Origin of the sequence: Paenibacillus sp. 2KB_22, assembly GCF_052115745.1 — a bacterium.
Lineage (GTDB): Bacteria > Bacillota > Bacilli > Paenibacillales > Paenibacillaceae > Paenibacillus.
Genome location: NZ_JBFRHG010000001.1, coordinates 2,003,371 through 2,027,200, shown reverse-complemented (window position 1 = coordinate 2,027,200; position 23,830 = coordinate 2,003,371). Strand labels below are relative to the sequence as shown.

At 46.2% G+C, this 23,830-nt stretch carries 22 protein-coding genes; 20 read left to right on the top strand and 2 right to left on the bottom strand.

Annotated features, from left to right (window positions below; all coding sequences use genetic code 11):
* Nucleotides 1-58: 58 nt before the first annotated feature.
* The gene (locus AB4111_RS08940) at nucleotides 59-1,207 is read right to left on the bottom strand and encodes an RluA family pseudouridine synthase (protein WP_442031247.1); all 1,149 of its coding nucleotides are present in this window, start codon (nucleotides 1,205-1,207) and stop codon (nucleotides 59-61) included.
* 188 nt (nucleotides 1,208-1,395) lie between these two features.
* Here AB4111_RS08940 and AB4111_RS08935 point away from each other — a divergent pair, with 188 nt between their 5' ends.
* Complete coding sequence (locus AB4111_RS08935; protein ID WP_442031246.1) at nucleotides 1,396-1,803, top strand: hypothetical protein; 408 nt, start codon at nucleotides 1,396-1,398, stop codon at nucleotides 1,801-1,803.
* A 226-nt stretch (nucleotides 1,804-2,029) separates the two neighbouring features.
* Here the strand turns inward: AB4111_RS08935 and AB4111_RS08930 are convergent, their stop codons facing one another.
* A complete protein-coding gene (locus tag AB4111_RS08930; RefSeq protein WP_442031245.1) occupies nucleotides 2,030-2,740 on the bottom strand; it encodes a GT-D fold domain-containing glycosyltransferase in 711 nt (236 codons plus the stop codon).
* Nucleotides 2,741-3,048: 308 nt separating this feature from the next.
* Between AB4111_RS08930 and AB4111_RS08925 the strand changes: the two genes are divergently transcribed.
* The 19 genes from AB4111_RS08925 (at nucleotide 3,049) to AB4111_RS08835 (ending at nucleotide 23,789) form a co-directional block, all read left to right on the top strand.
* Nucleotides 3,049-3,738, top strand: coding sequence for a glycosyltransferase (locus tag AB4111_RS08925; protein WP_442031244.1), 690 nt, complete (start codon nucleotides 3,049-3,051; stop codon nucleotides 3,736-3,738).
* 17 nt (nucleotides 3,739-3,755) lie between these two features.
* The gene (locus AB4111_RS08920; RefSeq protein ID WP_442031243.1) at nucleotides 3,756-4,745 is read left to right on the top strand and encodes an SDR family NAD(P)-dependent oxidoreductase; all 990 of its coding nucleotides are present in this window, start codon (nucleotides 3,756-3,758) and stop codon (nucleotides 4,743-4,745) included.
* Between the two features lie 62 nt (nucleotides 4,746-4,807).
* Complete coding sequence (locus tag AB4111_RS08915; RefSeq protein ID WP_442031242.1) at nucleotides 4,808-6,334, top strand: nucleotide sugar dehydrogenase; 1,527 nt, start codon at nucleotides 4,808-4,810, stop codon at nucleotides 6,332-6,334.
* Nucleotides 6,321-7,073, top strand: a complete 753-nt coding sequence (locus AB4111_RS08910) for a class I SAM-dependent methyltransferase (RefSeq protein ID WP_442031241.1) — start codon at nucleotides 6,321-6,323, stop codon at nucleotides 7,071-7,073. Before AB4111_RS08915 ends, AB4111_RS08910 begins: the two co-directional genes overlap by 14 nt.
* A 422-nt stretch (nucleotides 7,074-7,495) precedes the next feature.
* A complete protein-coding gene (locus AB4111_RS08905; protein ID WP_442031240.1) occupies nucleotides 7,496-8,626 on the top strand; it encodes a glycosyltransferase in 1,131 nt (376 codons plus the stop codon).
* An 8-nt stretch (nucleotides 8,627-8,634) separates the two neighbouring features.
* The gene (locus AB4111_RS08900) at nucleotides 8,635-8,832 is read left to right on the top strand and encodes a hypothetical protein (RefSeq protein WP_442031239.1); all 198 of its coding nucleotides are present in this window, start codon (nucleotides 8,635-8,637) and stop codon (nucleotides 8,830-8,832) included.
* A 393-nt stretch (nucleotides 8,833-9,225) separates the two neighbouring features.
* A complete protein-coding gene (recQ, locus tag AB4111_RS08895) occupies nucleotides 9,226-11,106 on the top strand; it encodes a DNA helicase RecQ (protein ID WP_442031238.1) in 1,881 nt (626 codons plus the stop codon).
* 543 nt (nucleotides 11,107-11,649) lie between these two features.
* A complete protein-coding gene (locus AB4111_RS08890; protein ID WP_442031237.1) occupies nucleotides 11,650-13,692 on the top strand; it encodes a B12-binding domain-containing radical SAM protein in 2,043 nt (680 codons plus the stop codon).
* Between the two features lie 131 nt (nucleotides 13,693-13,823).
* Nucleotides 13,824-14,933 carry a tyrosine-type recombinase/integrase gene (locus AB4111_RS08885; protein WP_442031236.1) on the top strand — a complete coding sequence of 370 codons (1,110 nt, stop codon included), beginning with the start codon at nucleotides 13,824-13,826 and terminating at the stop codon, nucleotides 14,931-14,933.
* 223 nt (nucleotides 14,934-15,156) lie between these two features.
* Nucleotides 15,157-15,666: a GNAT family N-acetyltransferase gene (locus AB4111_RS08880; protein WP_442031235.1), complete on the top strand. Its 510-nt coding sequence runs from the start codon at nucleotides 15,157-15,159 to the stop codon at nucleotides 15,664-15,666.
* Between the two features lie 164 nt (nucleotides 15,667-15,830).
* Nucleotides 15,831-16,331: a hypothetical protein gene (locus tag AB4111_RS08875; RefSeq protein ID WP_442031234.1), complete on the top strand. Its 501-nt coding sequence runs from the start codon at nucleotides 15,831-15,833 to the stop codon at nucleotides 16,329-16,331.
* A gap of 186 nt (nucleotides 16,332-16,517) precedes the next feature.
* Nucleotides 16,518-17,096 carry a hypothetical protein gene (locus AB4111_RS08870; RefSeq protein WP_442031233.1) on the top strand — a complete coding sequence of 193 codons (579 nt, stop codon included), beginning with the start codon at nucleotides 16,518-16,520 and terminating at the stop codon, nucleotides 17,094-17,096.
* 499 nt (nucleotides 17,097-17,595) lie between these two features.
* On the top strand, nucleotides 17,596-17,910 hold the full coding sequence (locus AB4111_RS08865; protein ID WP_442031232.1) for a hypothetical protein: 315 nt from the start codon (nucleotides 17,596-17,598) through the stop codon (nucleotides 17,908-17,910).
* A gap of 288 nt (nucleotides 17,911-18,198) precedes the next feature.
* Nucleotides 18,199-18,441 carry a hypothetical protein gene (locus AB4111_RS08860; RefSeq protein WP_062326752.1) on the top strand — a complete coding sequence of 81 codons (243 nt, stop codon included), beginning with the start codon at nucleotides 18,199-18,201 and terminating at the stop codon, nucleotides 18,439-18,441.
* Nucleotides 18,442-18,819, top strand: a complete 378-nt coding sequence (locus tag AB4111_RS08855) for a retropepsin-like aspartic protease (RefSeq protein WP_124113507.1) — start codon at nucleotides 18,442-18,444, stop codon at nucleotides 18,817-18,819. It begins immediately after the preceding gene.
* Nucleotides 18,820-19,084: 265 nt separating this feature from the next.
* Entirely contained in the window at nucleotides 19,085-20,209 is a 1,125-nt protein-coding gene (locus tag AB4111_RS08850) for a GntR family transcriptional regulator (RefSeq protein WP_442031231.1), read from the top strand.
* Nucleotides 20,210-20,625: 416 nt separating this feature from the next.
* Nucleotides 20,626-21,927, top strand: a complete 1,302-nt coding sequence (locus AB4111_RS08845; protein ID WP_442031230.1) for an ABC transporter substrate-binding protein — start codon at nucleotides 20,626-20,628, stop codon at nucleotides 21,925-21,927.
* Nucleotides 21,928-21,999: 72 nt separating this feature from the next.
* Complete coding sequence (locus AB4111_RS08840) at nucleotides 22,000-22,935, top strand: carbohydrate ABC transporter permease (RefSeq protein WP_442031229.1); 936 nt, start codon at nucleotides 22,000-22,002, stop codon at nucleotides 22,933-22,935.
* A 17-nt stretch (nucleotides 22,936-22,952) separates the two neighbouring features.
* A complete protein-coding gene (locus AB4111_RS08835) occupies nucleotides 22,953-23,789 on the top strand; it encodes a carbohydrate ABC transporter permease (RefSeq protein ID WP_091015157.1) in 837 nt (278 codons plus the stop codon).
* The last annotated feature ends 41 nt before the right edge of the window (nucleotides 23,790-23,830 follow it).

Here is a 23,830-nt window from a genome sequence, read left to right as displayed (position 1 = left end):
TTCAGGCATAATCAATGGATCAGTGAATTTTCTATATATACAAACACTAAAGAAACAGTTACTTCGCAGGTGGAGCATCTGCACGGAACGGATACAGGAATGGTTTCGGAATATCCGTTTCAAATGACATCAGCTCATCCGTTGTCGGATGAATAAATGAGAGTATACGAGCATGAAGTCCGAGACGGCCGAGATCTCTCGTACGTGCACCATATTTTCGGTCACCGGCAATCGGATGTCCGAGATCTTCCATATGCACACGAATCTGATTTTTACGACCTGTCTCCAGACGCACTTCCAGCAGGGAGAAATCACGGTTCGACTTTAGACGTTTGTAATGGGTAATGGCATGTTGTCCATCATTCGGACGCGAGCTGGAGTACATTTTCAATGTTTTGGTTTCCTTCAACCAGGAAGAGATCGTGCCTTCTTCTTTGGCTACTGCACCTTCAACAAGGGCAACGTAGACACGGTCCTGCACATTTTCTTTCCAGTTGTTTTGCAGCTTCTGCTGTACCTCTTCACTTTTGGCAAACATCATCACACCTGACGTATCCCGATCCAGACGATGTACAACAAAGATCCGGTTCAGCGGATTGGTGCGGCGTACATGCTCTGTCAGTTGGCGATAAGCCGTCAGGTCATCCGTCTTGTCAGCAGCAATGGACAACAGTCCAGCTTCCTTGCGAATGACAATGATATCATCGTCTTCATGCAAAATGTTAATGCCTGTCAAGGATGGAGCAGCGACTGCACCTTCTTTGCGGATGTAGACAATCTGACCTGGCGTCAGTGCTTCATTAAACTTGGTTACAACCTTCTGATCCACGGACACCTGTCCACGACCCAGAATGGACTTCACCGCGTTCCGTCCCGATTTCAAATGCTGCAACAGAAAGTTCAGCAGTTCGTCCGGTTCGGTTACTTTGTACTGGCGTGGTGGTTCCTGCTTGCGATAATAGGAATTGCCCGGGCGTTTGGCTGCACTGCCATTTTTGGTTTTGTTACCTCCGGCTTTCTTCGGTGCGGCCGATGATTTGGCAGCTAGTGGTTTCTTATTCTCTTCCGTATTGCGTGATGCGGAAGCTCCTGATGATTTTGCAGATGAGAAGTTAGACTTGCCAGAACGTGCTGTAGATGAACCTGCGTATGTTTTTCCCTTGGCCGAGGCCGATGTTTTGCCTGTTGGACGTTTGCGTTTATTCATGAATAGTAATCTCCTTCTGAACAGCCTGTACCGCTTGTGTGCATACGATCCGTTCATTTCGTTATGCAGTCCAATATACCATTAACAGTCGACAAATAAAAATAGGTTCATGAAACTGCTATACATCCAATCCGAAGAGTTGTGAGATTCATAGGATATGGTATCCCATAGCATTGGAGGTGTTACTCATGGGCGTGTTTCTCGATATGAGAACTTCGATGAACTCGGGAACCGTAGGACAGCCCGGAATACCGCTAGGTCCATCCCCGGAAGCATTCGGCGCGATTGGTCTTCAGACCCAAGGCGTGGTGAATCCCATTATTACGTTGAACGGGACAGTAGGCGTTACAGGAGAACTGGGAGATACTTTTGTTGTGGAGCTGGTACGGGGATTCCTATATGATCCATTCTATGTCATCTACCGTGCTGAAGGGACGGTTGGACAGAACGGCGGTGCCGAATTTCATTCATTCACAGCTCAGGATCTGTCTGCACCACCAGCACTGGAAAGTGTGTACACATCATTCATCTCGGGGGTGTCCACAGCGGTAAGAACGGGGCCGGAGATGTTATACGGTATTGCAGCTGCTGGCTAGTTGTGAAGGACTTAAATGTGAATAGCAGAGTACATCATCATCGCTTTTGTTGACGGCAGAGTCTGCTTCAGATCCCAGAAACCAGAAGTGCAAGACCTGTGCAGCGATATGTTTCGATTGGCGCTCAGCAAGAAACCCCCGGCTCAAGGAGTCGGGGGTTTTTGTCATACAAGCCTGTGCGCGTTTCAATACAACTCACGAATCTAAAGATTGGAGGTGTCCTGGATCAATTGGCACGCCCTTTCAGAATGATGTTGTTAGCTTTGCCGAAGTCGATGGCAACTTTACCTGCGAGTGTGGCTGTACGCTCAGCAAGAATAACCGCGTTGACACCACAGGAGAAGAGAGCGACATCAAAGGTATCTTGATTCGTCTGAATCCAGTGAAGCGTTTCTCCCATTTGATCATAACTGTCGAAAGGGAGTGCGGTCACAATGTTTAAATGATACGGCTCACGTTCGAGCGTAGCACGCAAGGCTTCGGTCTCACGGGTAACCAGAAGCACACGCTTGCCTGCAAGCATCTGCCAGAAACGCGGGTTTTGCGCCAGTTCCCGATTGACACAGGCATGACAAGTCCGTGAGGGAGAGATGCCAAAGTGTGCAAACACCATATCGGTCAGAGGTCTTTTAAGATAATCCGGCGCGTTAATGGTACTGTCACCGCGGGGAAGAACGCCGACGATATCCGCCCGTTGCAAGGAAGCGGCGACTTCATCCCGGAGCTGCGGGTTGGGAAGACGCAATCCCTTTTGTCCTAAATTGGCTTTCTTGGCCCAACGCTCCTGAAGGACCTGTTCCGTGGTCCACACCGTTTCTTGAGACATGACGATATTCTCGCCATCGCCGACGCGTACAAGAGACAGCGGTCGTTGTTCCATAATGGCTGCTTCAAGTTGATCAAGTACATCCTGTAATTCAAGGTAGATCGAATTCATTCCAGTGGAACCCCCTTTGAAAATTGAACTGCTCTATTCTATGTAGTCATTGCGATAACGATATGTACGTTCGACCCGGAGGCAGCCTCTTTTGGTATATATCAATCTATTTATATGAAAGTTAGTACATCTGTCGGTACCGCTTCTATTAACGTTTCATACGCTATAGAGTGCTGGATTCAAAAGGAGATGTTGCTTGGAAATCATCAGAATGTAATAGAAATGTCTCATAGGAAGACGGCATCAATACTATGAAAACAGTCTGTATCCGCCAAGCGGAACATGCAGCGTATATGAGGAGGTATGTTATGTCCAGGAAAGTTGTGATTGAGATTAACTTTAATAATTACGGGTTGGATCCGCAGCGATTGACGCGGGAGTGGCTGGAGCGTCGGATGAGCATCTTCCGTACGTTCACATTGCATTGCCTGAAGGCACAGACGAATCAGGATTTCCTTACGGTGGTGAAGCTGTCCAAGGAATCGGGGGACTTGATGCAGGAGATTCTTGCAGATCAGGAGCCGCTTCCTTCCAATATCCGTTTTGGAACCAATATTGAAAGCGTGCGTGCCATTTTGGCTTTTGCTGAAGGCGCAGAGGATATCTATATTGCCCGTCTGGATTCGGATGATCTGTACCATAGAACCTTTGTTCAACAACTCTACGATATTCAGCCACAGCCGCAGACGATGGCACTGATTAATCAGAACGGCTATCTCTGGGATAGCGTGAACAACGAGATGGCACCAGCGTTTCATCGTTCTCCGCAATTCTATGTCTACCTGTATAAAACAGCGGAGTACGCATCCGGATACCGGGTCAAGCTTCCGGGCAGAGGTACACATGGCAATGTCATAGACTTGCCGCATGAACTGCTTGCTCCGCGCAATTATGTCAACATCGTACATTCAAACAATACTTCAGTGAAAAAAGTACCGCCCAAAGACCGATTAAGCCGGGATGAGATGGCACAGGTATTACGCGAATTCATGATCTGATCAGGGGGGATTCATCGATGATTCAAGGACAAACGATTCTGATCACCGGAGGAACAGGCTCCTGGGGTCACAAGCTGACCGAGGTGCTGCTGGAGCAGGACCCGGCTGAGATTCGCCTTCTGTCACGCAATGAATACGCCCAGATTGCGATGCAGCGTGAGTTCAACCATGACCCGCGTCTGCGATTCATCATTGGAGATATCCGGGATTATCGGGCAGTGGAAGATGCATGCAGGGGCGTGGATGTGCTTTTCCATTTGGCTGCGCTGAAGCATGTTCCGGTCTGCGAGGACCAGCCAGATGAGGCGTTCAAGACCAATGTGATTGGGACGCAGAACATTATTCGGGCTGCGATCCGTATGCAGATTCCCAAAGTTATTGATGTGTCCACGGATAAGGCGGTAGATCCGATTAACGTATATGGCATGACGAAGGCTTTGGGTGAAAAAATGATGATCCGTGCCAATTGGCTGAGTGAAGGTACCCGGTTTGTCTGCATCCGCGGCGGTAATGTGCTTGGAACCAGCGGAAGTGTTGTGCCCTTGTTCCGTCGTCAGATCGATGAAGGCAAGAGCCTGACCATTACAGACAAAGGCATGACCCGTTTTTTCCTGACACGAACCGAAGCTATACATTTACTGCTTAAGGCCGCTGAGGCAGCCGTGGGCGGGGAAACGTTTGTGATGAAAATGAAAGCTTGCAAGATGACCGATCTGGCCTCCGTCATGTTGGAACAGGCAGGTCGTCCATCCTTCGATTACAAGGTGACGGGAATTCGTCCGGGGGAGAAATTGCATGAAGTGCTGATCTCGCCCTTTGAAGCACCACGCACTCGTCAATACGATGCGCAGTATTATGTGATCCTGCCAGAGCACCAGGACAAGGGACTGACGGAACAGTACAGCAGCCTGCCTCGTGTGAACTTCACCGAGTATCGTTCGGACAGTGCCATGATGAACAAACCAGCGATTGCCCGGTTTTTGCGTGCAGGCGGTTATATCGATTAGGGTGTGTCTCAAAGCTTCTTTTCGGAGTTTTCAGATACGCCCGCCGAAGGGAGGCGGAGCATTTGGAGTTGGAAGGAATGGAAGAGAATCATCAGCATGAGCAGCACGAAGGAAATGAAGAATTACAGCCACGTACCCTAATAAAACCTATTCATGACCGCTCCTTGAAAGCTGTTGTCATCGGTCTCGGTTATGTAGGTTTACCCATGGCCATGGAGATGGCCCAGGCAGGTTATCAGGTCCACGGGATCGATATCGATACCTCCAAGGTAAACAAGCTGCGTGCAGGGCACTCGTATGTCATTGGTATTGAGGATGATGTCCTGAAGTCTCTGATGCGGGCAGGTTTGTTCACGGCCAGTACGGATTATGCAGCGATGGCACAGGCGAATGTCATTGTAATCTGTGTGCCCACTCCGCTGACTGCCGAGCACCAACCGGACATCTCGTATATTGCGGCGGCGGTGGATGGCATGATTCCATATCTGCAGGAGGGTAGTCTTGTTATATTGGAAAGCACGACTTATCCGGGGACGACGGAAGAGCGTGTGAAACAACCGATAGAAGTGGCAAACGGCTGGCGGGCGGGAGAGCAGTTCTACGTTTGTTATTCTCCCGAGCGGGTAGATCCGGGCAGCGTGCATTATGGGGTGAAAAATACGCCAAAGATCATTGGCGGCTCTACTCCTGCCTGTCTGGAGTATGGTAAACAGTTCTACGGCTCGTTCCTCAACGAAGTTGTTCCGGTCAGTTCAACGACGGTAGCGGAGACAGCAAAGCTGTTCGAAAATACATTTCGCAGTGTCAACATTGCACTTGTAAATGAGCTGACTCCAGCCTGTGAACAGATGGGCGTGAACATCTGGGAGGTGTTGGGTGCGGCGGCAACCAAGCCGTTTGGTTACATGCCATTCTATCCCGGTCCCGGCATCGGCGGACATTGTATTCCAATCGATCCGATCTATCTGTCCTGGGCTGCCAACCGTCAGGGATCGGAGCTGCAATTCATCCAGTTGGCAGATGCAACCAATCGGCAAATGCCAGAGAAAGTAGTGAAGCGTGCAGCGGAGTTGCTGGAGCAGAAGGGAATATCTATGCGGGGCGCGCGCGTTGTACTGGCGGGAATGGCTTACAAAAAGGACATTGACGACTTGCGCGAATCACCAGCGCTGGACGTCTTTCGGCTGCTGAGTGAAGCGGGTGCAGAAGTGGTTTTCGCCGATCCGATGGTGCCTGTCTTCCACAAGGATGATGGGACAGTGCTGCACGCTAGTCCGGCGGTGCCGGAATTGTGGGCATGGGCTGACTTGGTGATTATCACAACGGATCATTCGGGATTCGATTATCAGGAGATGGCAGATCATGCGAAGCTGATCTTTGATACACGTAACGCAACGGCCGACTGCCACGGGGGAAATATTGTGGTACTGGGCCAGCCTGTACGGCCTGAGGTGAAGGGAGTTCGCGAGCCACAGGAGATCGTAGCATGGGTAGGACAAAAAGAAGCGGCAGTCGAGGATAGTGCAGCTCACCATGAAGTTGCCATCGATCCCGACAAGGATCAGGGAGATGCCCATGGCGAATCATGATCGTGTAAGTGAACGTTACTATGGCGAGATTAACTCAGAAGATTCTCATGAAGCAACGAGAACGCGTATCCACTGGATGTGCCGTGAAGCGACAGGTAAACGCATCCTGGATGTCGGGTGCAGTCAGGGCATTACGTCAATTCTGCTGGGACGTGAAGGATTTCGTGTCACTGGCATTGATCTGGAAGAAGAGAGCATCCGGTATGCACAAGAAGAGCTTGCCAAAGAATCCAGGCCCGTCAGGAACAATGTGGATTTTCGGATGCTGGATATTACGCAATGGAAAGTCAGAACGACTTTTGACACGGTACTGCTTGGAGAAGTATTGGAGCATTTTGCTCATCCAGAGACGTTATTGATTCAGATTCATCGGCTGTTGCAAGAAGAGGGGACGCTGGTTGTAACCGTGCCATATGGATATCATCCGTTCTATGATCACAAGCAAACCTTCTATGCTGGAAGCTTGGCGATGACCCTGATGCCATATTTTGAAGTCTTGAAACTCGAAGTTCATCATAAATATCTATGTTGCGTGGCCCGCAGACGGCGGAGAACACAGCTGCATATGTCGCCAACGTTAGATCAACTGATGACGTGGATGGAGCTGGATCATGCACATTTTTCCGAGGTGGAACAACAGCATCTACGCGCCATGAAACAGCGCAAGAAGGCACTGGACAGTGCGGTGGAGCAGGTGAAACGTCTTCGCCGTCAGGAGAGTGGGGAAGGGCAGCATTGAAGGTAGGGACAGAGAGATCCTAAGACAGAGACAGCGGCAAGGGTAAGAGCAGGGTTGGAGCAACTCTATGTTCTAATAAATCTCACACACTTTATATTGGTGATTTTCGACAGGGGAGAAATCTAACGAATCTAAGTGATGCTATTCTATCCGAAAGCTGCGATAAACGAGGAATGAATGCCTAAAATGCAAGAATAGCACGCCTCAGATTCGTTACAATTTCCAAGTAGATGAAATACACCTAGTAGCGTCACCTCAGTTCGTTAGCCACAGTGAAAATGATGTCGATGTGTATTCTTTATTGGACTTTGAGATTTGTGGGAATGAGAGTGCTAGTACTTTGTTTGAAGTACCTAGTCAATAAAAGAGCAAAGCCGTTATGACATTTCGCAATACGCGTACGACAGGAAGGGGCTCAAAACGTGATCACTATCAGTCTGTGCATGATTGTGAAGAACGAGGAACGCACGCTAGCGCGCTGTCTCGACTCGGTTGCTGGTATCGCCGACGAGATCGTCATTGTGGATACCGGTTCATCGGATCGCACGATGGACATTGCTGCGCAGTACACCAACCAGGTCTACACGTATGAATGGGAGGAAGACTTTGCCGCAGCGCGGAATGAGTCATTTGCCAAGGCCACGCAGGAGTATATCCTGTGGCTGGATGCGGATGATGTGCTGCTGCCCGCGGAACGGGCGAAGCTGGAGGTGTTGAAGCAGCAGCTTCCGTCCGGGGGGAAGACGGAAGCTGTGATCTTGAACTACACGTTGGCCGAGGGAGCGGAGGGGAGTCCACTTGTGACGGACCGACGCCTTCGCCTGGTCAAGCGGGATGCCGGGTGCCGCTGGCATGGCCGGCTGCACGAGCAGCTTAGCTTCCCGCGGGGCGAGGTCATTACGGCAGACATTGCCGTCACGCATCGCCGCGAAGCGGGACATCATTCGGCGCGTAACGTGCGCATTCTGCGCAAATGGATCGCCGAAGAGGGCGTAGCCCAAGGTCGCCTGCTGTTCTATTATGCAGGCGAATGTTATGACCGCAAGCAGTATGCGGCGGCGGCACGCGGGTACGCGAAACTGCTGGAGCAGCCAAGCGGTTACCGCGAGGATCGCCTGATTGCCTGTGCGCGTCTGGCGGAATGTCATGAACGACTTGGCGATCCGGGCCGTAAGCTTGGCGCATTGCTACAGTCGTTCCAATATGATCTGCCACATGCCGATTTCTGTTGCGCCATTGCGGCCTGTTTCCATGAACGGCAGGAACCCGTCTCGGCGATCTATTGGTATATGCAGGCAGTTGACGTGAGTAGCCGCGATCCGGGTCTGCGCCCGGTGCCTGTGGCTTGCCGCACTTGGTTGCCACATGCCCGGCTTTCCCTTTGTTATGCCCATCTGGGCAACTGGGAACAGGCCTTGATGCATAACACCAAAGCCCGTGAGTATTTGCCCGACGATCCCGGATTGCTTGCCAATCGGCAGAAGCTTGAAGTAGTAGTGCGTAAAGAGATGAAGGAGCGGGAAGAACGTGGTGAAGTGTCACCTCGTAAGTAGGAAGAGGGATGGGCACGGGCAAGGACGAATTAGGACAGAGGAGTACAGCGGAGCTTGAATCAGAAGCAGAAGCAGAAGCAGAAGCAGAAGCAGAAGCAGAAGCAGAAGCAGAAGCAGAAGCAGAAGCAGAAGCAGAAGCAGAAGCAGAAGCAGAAGCAGAAGCAGAAGCAGAAGCAGAAGCAGAAGCAGAAGCAGAAGCAGAATAGATATGATAGATAAATTAAAATGTTGCATATGTTTTAAGTCCGATGGTTGCGAAGGTAGTAGGTTCACCAATTCACCAGATGAATTGATACGGGTATACCAGCGAAATATGTGTGTGGTTCGTGAATCAAAGTTTATATGCAATCGTTTTGTCCAACTAGGGCAGGACGGTTGTTTTTATTTTAATGAAGCAGGTTCGAGCGTTTTACAGTAAAACGCGGTTGCTCATTCGGGGCTGGGCCGTTAAACTAAAGGGAGCGGCGTTTGCTTGACGGACAAGTCATGAGAACGCCATTTTGTTGTCAAGGATGCGGTATATGAGCCGCTTTCGGATGTCAGAATCGGATCGGACCAAGCTGGTGGAAGAACACCGGTGATAAGTAAGGAGTCTTTACATGAGTGTGCAAACACCTACTATTGAAGAAGCGCAGGGTCTCCTGCAAAAATATTATGGCTACCCCGACTTCCGTGAGGGACAGAAAAAAATTGTAGCCAGCCTGCTCGAACGTGAAGATACGCTCGGCATTATGCCAACCGGGGGCGGTAAGTCGATCTGTTATCAGATCCCCGCCCTGTTATATTCGGGACTGACGCTTGTTGTCTCCCCGTTGATCTCATTGATGAAGGACCAGGTCGATGCGTTGACGACCGCCGGAATTGCTGCCGCGTATATTAATAGTACACTTAGCGGCAAAGAAGTGAATGATCGCATCCGCGCGGCGCAGCGCGGTGAGCTGAAGTTGCTCTATGTCGCGCCTGAGCGACTGGAGCTGGATTGGTTCCGCGAGGAGATGGGCTATTTGCCGATCTCGTGCGTTGCAGTGGATGAGGCTCACTGTGTGTCACAGTGGGGGCATGATTTTCGGACAAGCTACCTGGCAGTAGCGCCGTTTGTGGACAGTTTGCCGGAGCGGCCGGTGGTTGCGGCCTTCACGGCAACAGCGACGCCCGAGGTCATGGGCGATATTCTGCGGCTGCTGCGTTTGCAGGACCCGCAGACGTATGTGACCGGACTTGGGCGGGATAATCTGGCTTTTAGCGTGCTGCGCGGCGAGAGCAAGAAGGATTTTGTCCTGAATTATGCGCGCGAGCATGCCAGCGAGCCGGGGATAGTGTACGCCGCGACCCGTAAGGACGTGGACGATCTGCATCAGCGTTTGTTGCAGGCGGGATTGCCTGCTGGGCGCTACCATGCTGGAATGACGGATGATGAACGGGCCCATAGCCAGGAAGCTTTTTTGTACGATGATATCCGAGTGATGGTGGCAACGAATGCGTTCGGGATGGGGATTGATAAGTCGAACGTGCGTTACGTTATTCATAACAGCATGCCGAAGAACATGGAAGCATACGTGCAGGAAGCTGGTCGTGCGGGACGGGACGGAGAGCCAAGCCAGTGTATTCTGCTATTCGGGGCACAGGACATTATCACCCAGAAGTTCCTGATTGAGCAGAATCCAATGGAGGGCGACCGCAAACAGAACGATTACCGGAAGCTGCAACAGATGGTGGATTACTGTTACACGACCCGCTGTCTGCGTAGTGCACAGCTGGACTATTTCGGTGAGGTGCATGACGACACACCTTGCGGCATTTGCAGTTCCTGTACGGACGACCGCGAGCTGGTAGACATGACGATTGATGCGCAGAAAATATTCAGCTGCATTCACCGCATGCGTGAACGCTATGGTGTATCACTGGTCGCTTCGGTGCTCAAAGGTTCCCGTGCCAAAAAGGTACTCGATTACGGCTTCAACTCTCTGCCAACCTACGGTGTGATGGGCAATCGGACAGAGCGCGAGATATCGGAGATCATCAACGTCATGGTATCCGAAGGATATCTAATGCTGTCCGAGGGGCAGTATCCAGTTGTACGTCTGCAACCACTTGCGGTGGAAGTGCTGAAGGGTCAGCGTGAAGTGATGCAACGTGTCGTCCGCAAGACAGCGGCGACGGCTTCGGGTACAAACTATGGTGGACGTCGTGGACGCGATGCAATGCCATCTGCGGTTAACGAGACGGTATTCGAACAATTGCGTCTGATCCGTCGTGATCTGGCGGCGAAAGAGCATGTGCCGTCGTACATTATCTTCAATGACGCGACCCTGCGCGAGATGAGTGTGGTATGTCCACAGACGGAACGTGACATGCTGGATATTAAAGGGGTCGGTGAGGTCAAGTATCGCAAGTACGGACTGCCGTTCCTGGAGTTTTTCCAGAAGCAATCGGGCGAAGAAGTCGATACGGATGATGATGCATTTTACGAGTATGAGTAGTAGGCGAAGGTATAATCAGATATGAGTGAGTATGATCAGGTTGAGCAAGTTGGGATGAAGTGTGAATTGTGGTTACATTCGTGCTTTCAGGTCTTTGAAGCTCATTTGCGTAAAGCTTAAATGATTGTAGAGAGGCTATATGTCTATCCAGAGGATATCTTCAATCCTGTCGAAAGCCGGAGCGCAATTAAGTTTGAAATGGACTTGGACTATAGTGTGTCTCTGTATTGTGGACAAATTAAGGTGAATTGTCTTTCAAAGGGTGGACATTGGCGTTAGGAATGGCCGAAAGTAGTATGTACAATATGTAGCTTTATTTAGTTGATTTCGCACTGTATGTTGTGTTTGAGCATTGACAGGGTGTATATGTCTTTTTGAAAAGTGTGTCCACTCTTTGAAAGACAAAAGTTGGATATGTCCATGAGACGTGGAATGGCTATGATTAGAGAGGTTTGCATGAACAGCATCCGGGGCAGGATGGCTGTGCAGCTTTACTTTTACCAAAAAAATATGGTCTGGGTGTCCAGGCAAAGGTTGTGAACCATGAAGGTTATTCTTTCTACATTAAATGCAAAGTACATCCATACCTCCTTGGCCTTGCGTTGTCTGAAGGCGTACAGTGAGAAGGATTTTGATATTGACCTGGCGGAGTATACGATCAAAGATCCAGTCATGAACATTGTGTCTGATCTATATCAGCGCGGCGCGGACGTGATTGGTTTCTCGTGTTACATCTGGAACATCGAAGAGACGATCAAGGTCATTGATAATCTGAAGAAGGTTATGCCTGACGTGAAAATTTTGCTGGGCGGGCCGGAGGTGTCTTACGACACGGAATATTGGATGAACCGGATTCCCAATGTTGATTTCATCGTGATGGGTGAAGGGGAGGAGACGCTGCATCAGCTTTTGACGGAGCTGGAGGGAAGCAAGAAGTTCCACTTTGTCTATGGACTGGCTTATCGCAAAGGGGAAGAAGTCATTCTCATGCCAGGACGGCCGAAGTCGGATCTGAACGATCTGCCGTCACCGCACCGATTTGAAGAAGATATTCCGGAGCTTGGGAAGCGTGTTGTTTATTTTGAAACCAGTCGGGGCTGTCCGTTCAGTTGTCAGTTCTGTCTGTCCAGTATTGAGGTCGGCGTGCGGTATTACGATATTGAGCGGACGAAGTCGGACATTCTGTACCTGATTGAGAAGGGTGCGAAGCTGATCAAGTTTGTGGATCGGACGTTCAACATCAAACGGGATTATGCGCTCGAAATGTTCAAATTCCTGATCGAGAATCATCAGGGAACGGTGTTTCAGTTTGAAATCACGGCGGATATTATGCGTCCTGAAGTACTGGACTATCTGGCAGAGAATGCGCCGCCGGGCACATTCCGCTTCGAGATCGGGGTTCAATCCACGAATGATCCGACAAATGAACTGGTGAAACGCCGCCAGAACTTTACCAAGCTAAGCCGGACCGTCAACAAAGTCAAAGCCAGTGGCAAAATCGACCAGCATCTGGATCTTATCGCCGGACTGCCGGAGGAAGATTACAATACGTTCCGCAAGACATTTAACGATGTATTTGCACTGGGGCCGGAAGAGCTTCAGCTTGGATTCCTCAAAATGCTGCGTGGTACGGGTCTGCGTCTGGATGCGGAGAAGTACAACTATACGTATATGGATCACGCGCCATATGAGATTTTGGGCAGTGATGTGCTGCCGTTCAGCGACATCGTACGCCTGAAGCGGCTGGAGGATGTATTGGAGAAATACTGGAACGCACACCGGATGGACCACACGCTGAAGTATCTGATGGAGCAGGAGTTCAATTCGCCGTTTGATTTCTTCCAGGCGTTCGGGGATTACTGGGAAGGTCAGGGTTGGCAGAAGATCGGGCACCAACTGGAAGATCTGTTTACTCGTCTGCACAGCTTCCTGGAGTCGCGGAATACGCCGCATATGGAGATTGTGCTAGGTTTGATGAAGCTGGATTATTTCCTCGGCCACAAATACAAACCGCGAAAAATATGGTGGGAAGATCCGCTCCAGAAAGACCAGTGGGCTGGTTATATGAAAACGTTGGCTGAACGTCCGGAAGACGTTCGTCTGCCACGTGTTGCCGGTGCCGCTGGCACGGCATGGCTCGAAAGCAGCGGCACGGGTGCGAGTGCCGCTGGGGCAAGTTCGGCTGCTGCCGGAGAAGACGCTGCCGCGAATGCGGCGGGTGTGATCGGCAGCGAAGCTGGGGATGCAGCGTCGCTCACTTCGGGCGACGCAACAGGGTCCGCCGCGGATGGAGCGGCGGACGGGGAAGACGGCAACGCTTCGCGTGCGTTGCCGATGACCTCAGCCATGACCGCACAGACGGTCATGGGTGCCCGTGCTTTCGCCGACCTTGGTCTCGGCGAAAAAGAACTGCAGAAGCACACCGTACTCGATGTGCTTCCGTTCCGGCTTGAGCGTGTGCTAGCTGGCGCCAGCCCGCTTGCCGCGAAAGGCCGGACGCTGCTGGTCGTAGTGTACCAGCAGCATGAAGGGCAGCAGGCGCAGTATTACACGCTGCCGCTGGGAGAAGAAGCCGCTGCCATGTAGGTTCAGCGACCATATTTCCGAAAGCATCGGAAGATCACTAGATTCCCTTACGGGATGAAGATGATCTTCCTTTTTTATTTTTTTAATTTTATAGAACTCATAAATCCAATTAAGCTGAAGGGAGAGTTTTTATGAAAGATAAAGCAGAAAACACCATCATTTTAACCAAAGGTTCTGATGATAAGTTGTATGTGCAAATTCCGTATAATACGATGCATATCCAGCGCATTCGTCAGGTAACAGGAAGAAGGTGGGAGCCTGACACGAAACGTTGGGTCGTCCCCTATTCAGGCACATCTCTTCAGGAGTTTACAAAGCACTTTGATGCGCGAGATGTAGAGATTTCCCCGGAGCTGTGGGTGGAGAGTGATATATTGAGAAAATGGAAGTTACATGGAGAGAAAACACAATGGAGAAGAGATGAGTTGCAACAAGCTCTAAAATTGAGAGGGTACAGTCGCAAAACGATGAAAGCATACTGTAATCAGATTGAACGATTTGTGACCAGTCTTCCTCAGATCGATACAGAAATTCGTGCATCTCATGTCCAGACATATTGTTTGAGATTGCTTGAGCGAGGAGTCTCCCATTCCAGTGTAAATCAGACGATTAGTGCGATCCGATTCTATTGTAAACATGTGTTACTTCATCCTGCCGAGTTTCAATATATACGTCCTAAAAAACAAAATAAGTTGCCCAATGTCATGTCCGAAAAAGAAGTCACCCAATTGCTGAAAGCTGTGACTAATCTCAAACACAAAACAATTCTTTATCTAACCTATTCGGCAGGGCTTCGTGTCGGCGAAGTCGTTCGTCTACGCTGTAGTGATCTGGACATTGAGCGTCAGACCATTATCGTAAGGCAGGGAAAAGGTCAAAAGGATCGAAGAACTCTTCTCTCCCATCTTGCTTGGGAGATTGTACAGAAGTACATCGCCGAATATAAAACCGATCGTTGGTTGTTTCAGGGACAGTCTTCAGATCGACATCTTACGGAGCGCAGTGTACAAAAGGTTTTTGAAGAAGCTAGACAACGAGCGGGTATTGTAAAAAAATGCAGCATTCATGCTTTGCGGCACTCTTTCGCTACACATTTGCTGGAAAATGGAACAGACCTGCGCTATATTCAGGAGCTTCTTGGTCATACGAGTGCACAAACAACACAACGATATACGCATGTGAGCACGAAAAATATTCAGCGTATTCAGAGTCCACTGGATCGTATGGACATGGGAGATTGAGTATCTCAAATCTCTCCCTTTTTCACCAAATTTTTCTTCGCATATATCGCCTCATAGGTTATCATATACGTAGTTCAGATATTACTTTGGAAGTGTGGTATTTACGAAGTACATAAATTAGATGTTATAGGAAATTAGCAAAAAACTAAAGGTGTATATGAAACCAGAATGGAAAAACATATACATAAAATAAATAAGAAATTTCAGACAGAGGAGAAATAACATGTTAGAGATCTTGAGAGTTCCATATGAAGATAAAATGATCTTAAACAGTTTGATCCAGTTCTACAGATATGACTCAAGTGAATTTGATGGACATGAATTGACTAATCATGGAGTTTATCTTTACAAGTATCTAGATCATCAATGGACAGATGACTATCGTAAGCCATTTTACTTAAAAATTAATGGAGAACTGGCTGGCTTCGTACTTGTTTTAACAGATGTTCCTAAAGAGTATGTAAAAGCAAGTACATCAACTCAGACAAATGTAATTAGTGATTTTTTTATAATGCGCAAATTCAGAAATAAGGGATATGGAAAAGAAGTAGCCCATTTTATTTTTAATACCTATAAAGGGATATGGGAAGTACGACAGACTCCACAAAATAGGCCAGCAAAGCTATTTTGGAACAAGGTAATTAACGAGTTTACAGGTGGGAAGTACGAAGAAGTTATTTTAAACAATGAAAGCTGGAATGGACCTGTTCAAGTATTTCAAATGAAAGAATAGATGCTAGGGTACTCGTAGAAGCTGCTGACATCCTATAACATAATATTCACGCTGCTGACATTCGTCCTTGGTCCGGCATTTGCCGGACACCCGACATACGTCGGGTCGTGAATACAGGAACGTTATGCGAAACCAAATAAGATTTTAAAGAATGGGTGATTAAATTGAATAATATTGAGCTAGAAAGCTGGATCGGTACATATAAAATTATGGATAGAACTTTAGAAGGTTTTTGGGTAGCATTCAATAATTACTTAAAAGAATGCCCAGAAGAAGTCAGTTTGTTTTTTGATGAATTGAATTTGGAAGATATTAAGCCTTCAATAGATACAATAGAGTATAAAACTATTTTTCATCCTGATTATCAGATCGCAGACAGTTACTATTCTCAGAGGGTTATATCTACGTTAGACATTTACTACAAAAATAATAGAATAGGTTATTATAGTATGTTTTTTTATACCAATGGAGAATGCTTTGACGATAGCCTAGTTACAGAATGGACAGGCTGGTATATAACATTGAAACTAGAAGCATTAATTGACCTTCAACAAGAAATTAAAAATGAATTGGCAAAAAACAAGATAAAAGAAGATGAAATCGAAAAAATCTATAACTTAATAGATAAACAAATTTCTAAAATCAAATCTCAAATCCATAACTAATTGTAGGTGGATAGTTCGAAGAAGATGTGGCATCACATAACATAATATTCACGCTGCGGACAATAGTCCTTGGTCCGGCATTCGCCGGACACTCAGCATGTGCTGAGTCGTGAACACAGGAACGGTATAGGAAATCAGCGTTAGAGCATAAAGACGAAAATTCTTTAGTAAGAGCAGGTGAAGACTTTGAACATCGATTTTATTATTCTCCACGGTTCGCCTGGGAATGGAAAGACAACATTGTGCCAGAGATTACATGAACATTTTAGGACTCCATATTTTGAGTTTGGTTGGATTCCAGAATTTCGCTCTCTAGCACCTTCAGTTCAGATCACTCAAAAAGAAGAAGAACAATTAGCATTTGAGAATTTGATGTTAGTCGTAAAAAACTATAGTCGTCATGGGTTTAAGCATATTATTATTACAGATCTTAATGATATTAGAATGTTGGATATTCCTAAAGAATTTGAAGGATATAACTATACTATTTTGACACTTTGTAGTGAACAAGATGAAGTGATTAAATATAGAATTCTAAATAGAGATAACGGGAATAGTTATACTGATTGGGAAACGTCTATAAAAATGAACTCCCTCATTAGGGGAAGGAACAAACTTCCGAATGAATATCGAATAATAAATTCAAGTAGTGATGTAGAAACAACATTTCAAGAAATATTGAAAGTGTTGGAAAACCATATCCCATCAAGAACTAATAAGATTGATGTGAGAGAAGATGATTTTTATAGCTATATTAACAATTGAATGAATCTGTGGGTGAATTAATCAAGACGCTGACATCCTATAACAATATATTCACGTATCGGGCATATGCCCTCGGTCCGGCAGAAGTTAGAAGTGGATTCGAAGGGGAATTTCAGTTTCGAGGAAGCATAGACAGCCAGACATATCGATCCCCTAAGATAGGAGCTATCTAGGGGAGGAGGACGTCGTGAATATAGGAACGTTAGCTGAAATTAATGAAGAAACGTTATAACCTTTACTAAATTCCAGAAAGGATAAACATGTATAAGTTAATAACTTTATTGATTTTAGTAGTTCTGTTGGGCTGTTCGGATAATACGCGAAGGAGCTCCGAACAAAATGATGTAATAAATGATCGTACTTTGAATGAGGAGCTTAATGAAATGTATTCCTATAAAGCTATTACTGAAGAAGTGAAACATTAGGATCCTCAAAATTTCTGGATACAGGCATTATTGCGGGTGAAGAAAGTGCGAAGTTTAGAGGATCGCTTCTTACTTTGTTTGGTGAACCGTTATATAAGTCAGATAATGCTGAAGATGCTTACTATTATTTAATAGAAGTAAGCGATGATACGAGTAAGTGGTACTTTACTGTTTATGAAGGTCCTTCAGGACCTGCAATTGGTTATGATGAAAAGGAAAATCAAACAAACGCAAGGGAAGCCTGCAAAGCTTTGCTAGAGAAAATTAAAGGAACCACACCTGCTGATTTTAATGAAGTCATATATTACGAAGACTTTGACTCGAAAATTACATATGGATGTAAGAATGGAGAATGTTTTTATAAGGAGGAAAACGAAGAAGGTCGTTAGAACTCGAAGGCATATTTCATGGGAGTCATTAACTCCAGCTAACATAATATTCACGCTTCGGGCCATTCGGCCCTCGTTCCGGCAGAAGATAAATGAGGAATCGGAGAAGAAATTGGCAGCAGCAGAAAAGCGAAATCAGTCGGACACATCCGCACCAGCTAACCGCAGCCGCCTTTCGGGCTTAAGGTAGTTAGACGTCATGAATACAGGAATGTTAGGTGAAATTCCAGTGAGAGTTATAGGCATGAGATGGTATAATATAACCATCAAATTAGAGGAGGGACAATGATGAAATGGCAAGAAGTTCAACAAATCTTTCCGAATCAATTCGTCAAATTCGAAGTTCTTCATTCTGAAGAAACCGACAATCAAGAGATCATTGATGATGTGGCTGTGATTGGCCCGATCAGTGATGAAGAAGCGACTCGTGAATTATTGAACAGTAGAGACAAGACTTTGGTTTATCATACTTCCAAAGATCAAATCGTTGTGAAAGTAAGGAAAAATATAGGATTAAGGAGAAATCTTTAAATGAATATTGAATATAGAGATGGACTGTTATTTACGGAAATAACAGTCCATTTTAATAAGCAAAAGAAAGTGATATCGAACATTGTGATCGATACAGGAGCCAGTCACAGCTTGATTTCACAGGATGAAGTAGATGAGATTGGGATACAAGTGAGTATGGACGATGAAATCATAACCAGCTACGGGATTGGAGGTAAAGAGCATTCCTTCAGTAAGCGAATCGAGGAAATACAGGTAGGGGATTTTATTTTAAAGGATGTATACATAGATTTTACTTCATTTAAATATCACAACATTAACGGACTTTTGGGACTCGATATACTGACGGAAGGAGAATTTGCTATTGATCTAAAGGAATTTAAATTACTTCGTTCATAAGAGATAAAAGACGTATTGAATCTGAATCTATGAGAACGTTTACAATAGAAAGGAAGCCTGTACAATCATCAAGCCTCTAGGAGGCACTCGACCTTCTTCAAGAAACTTCACCACCATCATATCCACAAGATAAACGGGAATGAGCTGTAGATTAAGGACCTTTTATTCCGTGCTACAGAAGTTCGTCGGTATTCTCAGTAACTTTGCGAATTACTTCTTGTGTAATATACTTAGTATATTAATATTATGATGTCAGGGTGGTTTTGTGGAATTGCATTTATACGAGCAGATATATAGCTATATTGTACAAGAGATTAAAGAAGGTCGTTTAAAAGAAGGTGACCGAGTCTCTTCTGAAAAAGAGTTGGCTGAAAAATTTGGCGTCAGTCGTATTACATCTAAAAAGGCTCTGGAGAAATTAGCAGATTCTGGGGTTATTAAACGAATACAAGGAAAAGGTTCATATGTAGCCGATGGTCTCATTGGAGGACAAGAACCGAAGCATTATTCAGAGGTAAGAACAACTTTGGTTCTTGAGGACGATAAGCGGGTGATCGGATTTATTATACCGAATTTTTCTGACGAGTTTGGCCTGGAACTTCTTAGAGCGATGGAAAAGCGGAGTGCTGAGCATAATTATCAACTCGTTATCAAGCGAACTTGCGGGGATCGGGATGAGGAAAAACGTGCGATCGACTTATTTATTGGTTTAGGCATCAAAGGATTAATTGTGACCCCCATTCATGGTCAACACTATAATTCTGAACTGCTCCGACTTGTATTAGATCGGTTTCCAATTGTTTTGGCCGATAGATATCTAAAAGGAATTCCGGTTTGTTCGGTATATACAGACAATAAGAAAGCAGCCATGGATCTTACGCGTCATCTGATTAGCAAAGGTCATAAAAAAATTGCCTTTTTATCTCCGCCGGAAGAGAACACTTCCACATTGGAGGAAAGGCTGCTCGGATATACGTTTGCCTTCACCCAGGAAGGAATGAATTTGAACAAAGATTATGTATTGACGAACTTGAAGGGCACCCTTCCCAAGAACATAAACGGAACAGCGATTGAAAGTGATAAAGAAACAGTAAAGCATTTTTTGAAACAACACCCTGATGTAAAGGCGTTTGTCGCATCGGAATTTCTAATAGCTACCATGCTGGCTCAAGTCATCCACTCGATGGGGAAATCTCTGGAGGAATTCGAGATCGTTTGTTTCGACTCCCTGAACGATCACCTGGGTCAACCCATCTTCACTCATATTAAACAGGATGAGAAGCAGATGGGTGAATTGGCAGTGGATATGTTAATCTCTCAATTGCATGGAACAGTAGTTCCCGAGCTGAACATTATTAAACATCGTATGGTCGTGAAAAATAACGGGTAGGGTTTATACAAGTGCAGCTAAACCAAAGCAAGGATATTGTTCAAAGTGTCGAGAAGTCCCGAGGGGGCTTATCGGCACTTTTTTTGATATCAGACATATAAACTTCGAAGCATGGACCTTCCTGGCCGGAGATTAACCAACCTTGAAACGTCGGTCTCTATATCTAAAATATAGCCAAACATCATGAATAGTGATGTCGTAATATTGCAATTGACATGTTTTATAATGTCATATTAATATACTTAGTATAACTAGTGGGCTCCTATAACAAATTCACGGTGTTCATCATTTTCTGATTTTATAGTTCATATCACCAGAGTTGTTAGCGCTTACATAAATTGTGAATGATCAGAAAATGAAGTGGATCCTATAGGAATTCAAGTTAAACGAATTCATTTAACTAAGGGGGACTTTGAATGAGGAGATCTAAAAAACACGCATTTCCAATTCTTGTTTGCTTTCTGGTTATGTTACTACTTGTAACGGCTTGTTCAACGAAGGGAGGCTCTAGCGATCAGGCTGGAGAGGGGATTACAACGGTTACGATGTGGCATGGTCTTACCTCAATTGATTTAGATAATCTGAATAAAGTCGTGAAGGCATTTGAAGAGAAAAACCCTACGATCAAAATGAATTTGGTTTATACAGAATCCAACGAGGGATCCGATCAGAAGCTGCTGACTGCAGTCGCAGGCGGCAATCCTCCTGACGTTGCACTTTTCGATCGGTTTAAGGTCGGTACTTGGGCTGCGCAAGGTTCTCTGACTGATTTATCCTCGATGGCAGCAGAATCCGGAATTCGTAAGGAAACGTATTATCCATTTGCATGGGAGGAGTCCAGTTATCAAGGAAAGCTTTATGCAATGCCGATGGATACAGACTCTCGCCTGCTATTCTACAATAAGGATCATTTCAACGAAGTGGGGTTGGATCCCAACAAACCACCACAAACGATCGCCGAGCTTGAAGCGGCCGCCGATAAGTTAACCATCAAGGAAGGTAAACGATTCAAACGAATCGGGTTCATCCCATGGTATTCGCAAGGCTGGCTGTATACTTGGGGATGGGCATTTGGAGGAGAATTCCAGGATGCTGCCACTGGCAAAATTACGGCAAATGATCCTAAAGTCGTGGAAGCGCTACAATGGATGACCGACTTCGGCAAAAAATACAATGTCGAGGATATTGCCGGATTCACAAGTGCAGCAGGTACGGAGGAAATGGATCCGTTCATTTCCGGTCAAGTCAGCATGAAGATAAGTGGAAACTTTACGGTGAAGGGTATCGAAAAATTTAAGCCGGATTTAAACTACGGTGTTGCACCCATACCGACCCCAACAGGTACTAATTTTACGACATGGTCGGGAGGCGGGTCCGCTATTATCCCTAAAGGCGCCAAGAACGTCGCTGCTGCTTGGGAATTCCTCGAATTCTTAGGGAAAGAAGAGGGGCAAACGTTATTAAACGCTGACTCTCAAATTTCCGTTATTGATTCGGTTAACGACAAATACGGTTACAAGGACGATCCGATTATGAAGGAATTTATTAATATTTTGCCCAATTCACATAACCGCCCGGTTATTCCTGAAGGACAACTGCTGTGGAATGAGTTAGCTTCCGCTACGGAAAAGGCTACCCGTGGTAACGGTACTCCGAAAGAGAACCTGGATAGAGTAACAGAGACCGTTAATAAGGCTTTAGAAAAATACGACAAATAGAGTGCTCGGTAGGCAGGGAGCGAACTCTCTCTCCTTGCCTATTCATGAATGACAATTGGAAGGAGAATGTACATGGCGAAACTGGCCGATCCAGTTCAAGTAAAAGCAATTCCATCGGCAAGGAAACGAGCACTCCACAGAACTAACGCGATTGGGTGGCTGTTTGCTTCACCTTGGGCTATAGGGCTCCTATGCTTTTATGCAATTCCCATGCTAATGTCCATCTACTTCAGCTTCACTACTTACAGCATTCTACAGCCTGGTGAATTTGTCGGAATGAATAATTATAAAGAGCTTTTTCATGATCCTTTGTTTTGGAAATCCATATACAACACGATTTATTTTACGGTATTTTTTGTTCCATTAAGTATATTTTTCGGTGTGGCACTCGCTATGATGTTGAATATGAAGGTCAAGGGTATGGCTGTATTCAGAACGATCTTTTTCTTACCTACTCTCGTGCCACAAGTAGCTCTGGCTGTTCTCTGGATGTGGCTGTTACATCCAAACTTCGGATTGGTGAACGGGATGTTAGCGAATATCGGTATCGATGGACCTGCTTGGCTTGGCGGTGAGTCGTGGTCCAAGCCCTCTCTCATTCTGATGTCGCTTTGGGGTATTGGGCAAGCTGTCGTTATCTACCTCGCAGGATTAGGAGACATCCCTGAGGAGTACTATGAAGCGGCGCAAATCGATGGAGCTAACTGGTTTCAGAAAACGAGAAAGGTAACCCTGCCTTTGCTCACTCCCGTTATTTTCTACAACCTTGTCATGGGAATGATTGGTGCATTCCAACAGTTTACTCTTCCCTATACGTTGACCAAAGGGCAAGGAACTCCTGCAAATTCCATGACATTTTACGTCATGTATTTATATGAGAACGGATTTAGGTATTTCAAAATGGGTTATGCCTCCGCAATGGCCTGGATCTTATTTATTATCGTTATGGCATTAACCGGAATTATTTTTATTACGTCTAAACGCTGGGTTCATTATCAGGGAAAATAAGGAGGAGGAAGTAAGGGATGAATCCTACCGCTATCAAAAGAATCAATCGTGCGTTAGCCTACGTATGTCTAATTGTTGCTTCTGCATTTTTCATGATTCCGTTCATTTGGCTGCTTTCGACTTCTCTTAAACCACTCACACAAATCTTTACATTCCCACCAGAGTGGATTCCGCGTCCAATTCTGTGGAGTAATTATTCCCGTGCTGTTGAGTATATCCCTTTCTGGACATATCTGAAAAACACGGCGATTATAACAATCGTTAGTACGCTTGGTGTGATCATATCCTGTCCCTTGGTTGCCTATAGTTTTGCCAAGTTAGAGTACCGTGGAAGAGGTTTACTTTTCTTTGTTACCCTTGCTGTTATGATGATCCCCGGACAGGTGACCATGATTCCTCTATTCCTGTTGTTTACTAAATTAGGTTGGGTAGGGACACCTCTTCCACTGATTGTACCCCAATTTTTTGGAGTGCCCATTTACATTTTTCTATTGCGGCAGTTTTTCATGGGACTGCCTGATGCCCTGCGCGAAGCGGCCCGCTTAGACGGTGCTAGTGAGTTCCGCATATATTTACAGATCATGTTTCCACTCGCCAAATCCGCCGTTTTAGCCGTGGCATTGTTTCAATTTATGGGGAGCTGGACTGATTTCATGGGCCCCTTGCTCTATTTAACCAATGAACCATCTTACACGGTTTCGCTCGGATTGCAGCAATTTCAGAGTCAAAAGGGATCCGAATGGGGGCTATTAATGGCCGTATCCACCTTGATGACATTACCTATTATTGTTCTGTTCTTTTTTCTTCAAAAGACGTTTATTAGCGGCATTACATTTAGCGGTATAAAAGGTTGAACAATCATACAGGGCGGAATATCAGCGATCGAGCAAGTGTC

What these genes read in the sequence shown, in the direction of transcription:
- AB4111_RS08885 (WP_442031236.1), top strand. Translation starts at nt 13,824, where the DNA reads ATGAAAGATAAAGCAGAAAACACCATCATTTTAACCAAAGGTTCTGAT.
- AB4111_RS08840 (WP_442031229.1), top strand. Translation starts at nt 22,000, where the DNA reads ATGGCGAAACTGGCCGATCCAGTTCAAGTAAAAGCAATTCCATCGGCA.
- AB4111_RS08900 (WP_442031239.1), top strand. Translation starts at nt 8,635, where the DNA reads ATGGGCACGGGCAAGGACGAATTAGGACAGAGGAGTACAGCGGAGCTT.
- AB4111_RS08880 (WP_442031235.1), top strand. Translation starts at nt 15,157, where the DNA reads ATGTTAGAGATCTTGAGAGTTCCATATGAAGATAAAATGATCTTAAAC.
- AB4111_RS08855 (WP_124113507.1), top strand. Translation starts at nt 18,442, where the DNA reads ATGAATATTGAATATAGAGATGGACTGTTATTTACGGAAATAACAGTC.
- AB4111_RS08890 (WP_442031237.1), top strand. Translation starts at nt 11,650, where the DNA reads ATGAAGGTTATTCTTTCTACATTAAATGCAAAGTACATCCATACCTCC.
- AB4111_RS08930 (WP_442031245.1), bottom strand. Translation starts at nt 2,740, where the DNA reads ATGAATTCGATCTACCTTGAATTACAGGATGTACTTGATCAACTTGAA.
- AB4111_RS08925 (WP_442031244.1), top strand. Translation starts at nt 3,049, where the DNA reads ATGTCCAGGAAAGTTGTGATTGAGATTAACTTTAATAATTACGGGTTG.
- recQ (WP_442031238.1), top strand. Translation starts at nt 9,226, where the DNA reads ATGAGTGTGCAAACACCTACTATTGAAGAAGCGCAGGGTCTCCTGCAA.
- AB4111_RS08935 (WP_442031246.1), top strand. Translation starts at nt 1,396, where the DNA reads ATGGGCGTGTTTCTCGATATGAGAACTTCGATGAACTCGGGAACCGTA.
- AB4111_RS08920 (WP_442031243.1), top strand. Translation starts at nt 3,756, where the DNA reads ATGATTCAAGGACAAACGATTCTGATCACCGGAGGAACAGGCTCCTGG.
- AB4111_RS08910 (WP_442031241.1), top strand. Translation starts at nt 6,321, where the DNA reads ATGGCGAATCATGATCGTGTAAGTGAACGTTACTATGGCGAGATTAAC.
- AB4111_RS08860 (WP_062326752.1), top strand. Translation starts at nt 18,199, where the DNA reads ATGAAATGGCAAGAAGTTCAACAAATCTTTCCGAATCAATTCGTCAAA.
- AB4111_RS08835 (WP_091015157.1), top strand. Translation starts at nt 22,953, where the DNA reads ATGAATCCTACCGCTATCAAAAGAATCAATCGTGCGTTAGCCTACGTA.
- AB4111_RS08845 (WP_442031230.1), top strand. Translation starts at nt 20,626, where the DNA reads ATGAGGAGATCTAAAAAACACGCATTTCCAATTCTTGTTTGCTTTCTG.
- AB4111_RS08940 (WP_442031247.1), bottom strand. Translation starts at nt 1,207, where the DNA reads ATGAATAAACGCAAACGTCCAACAGGCAAAACATCGGCCTCGGCCAAG.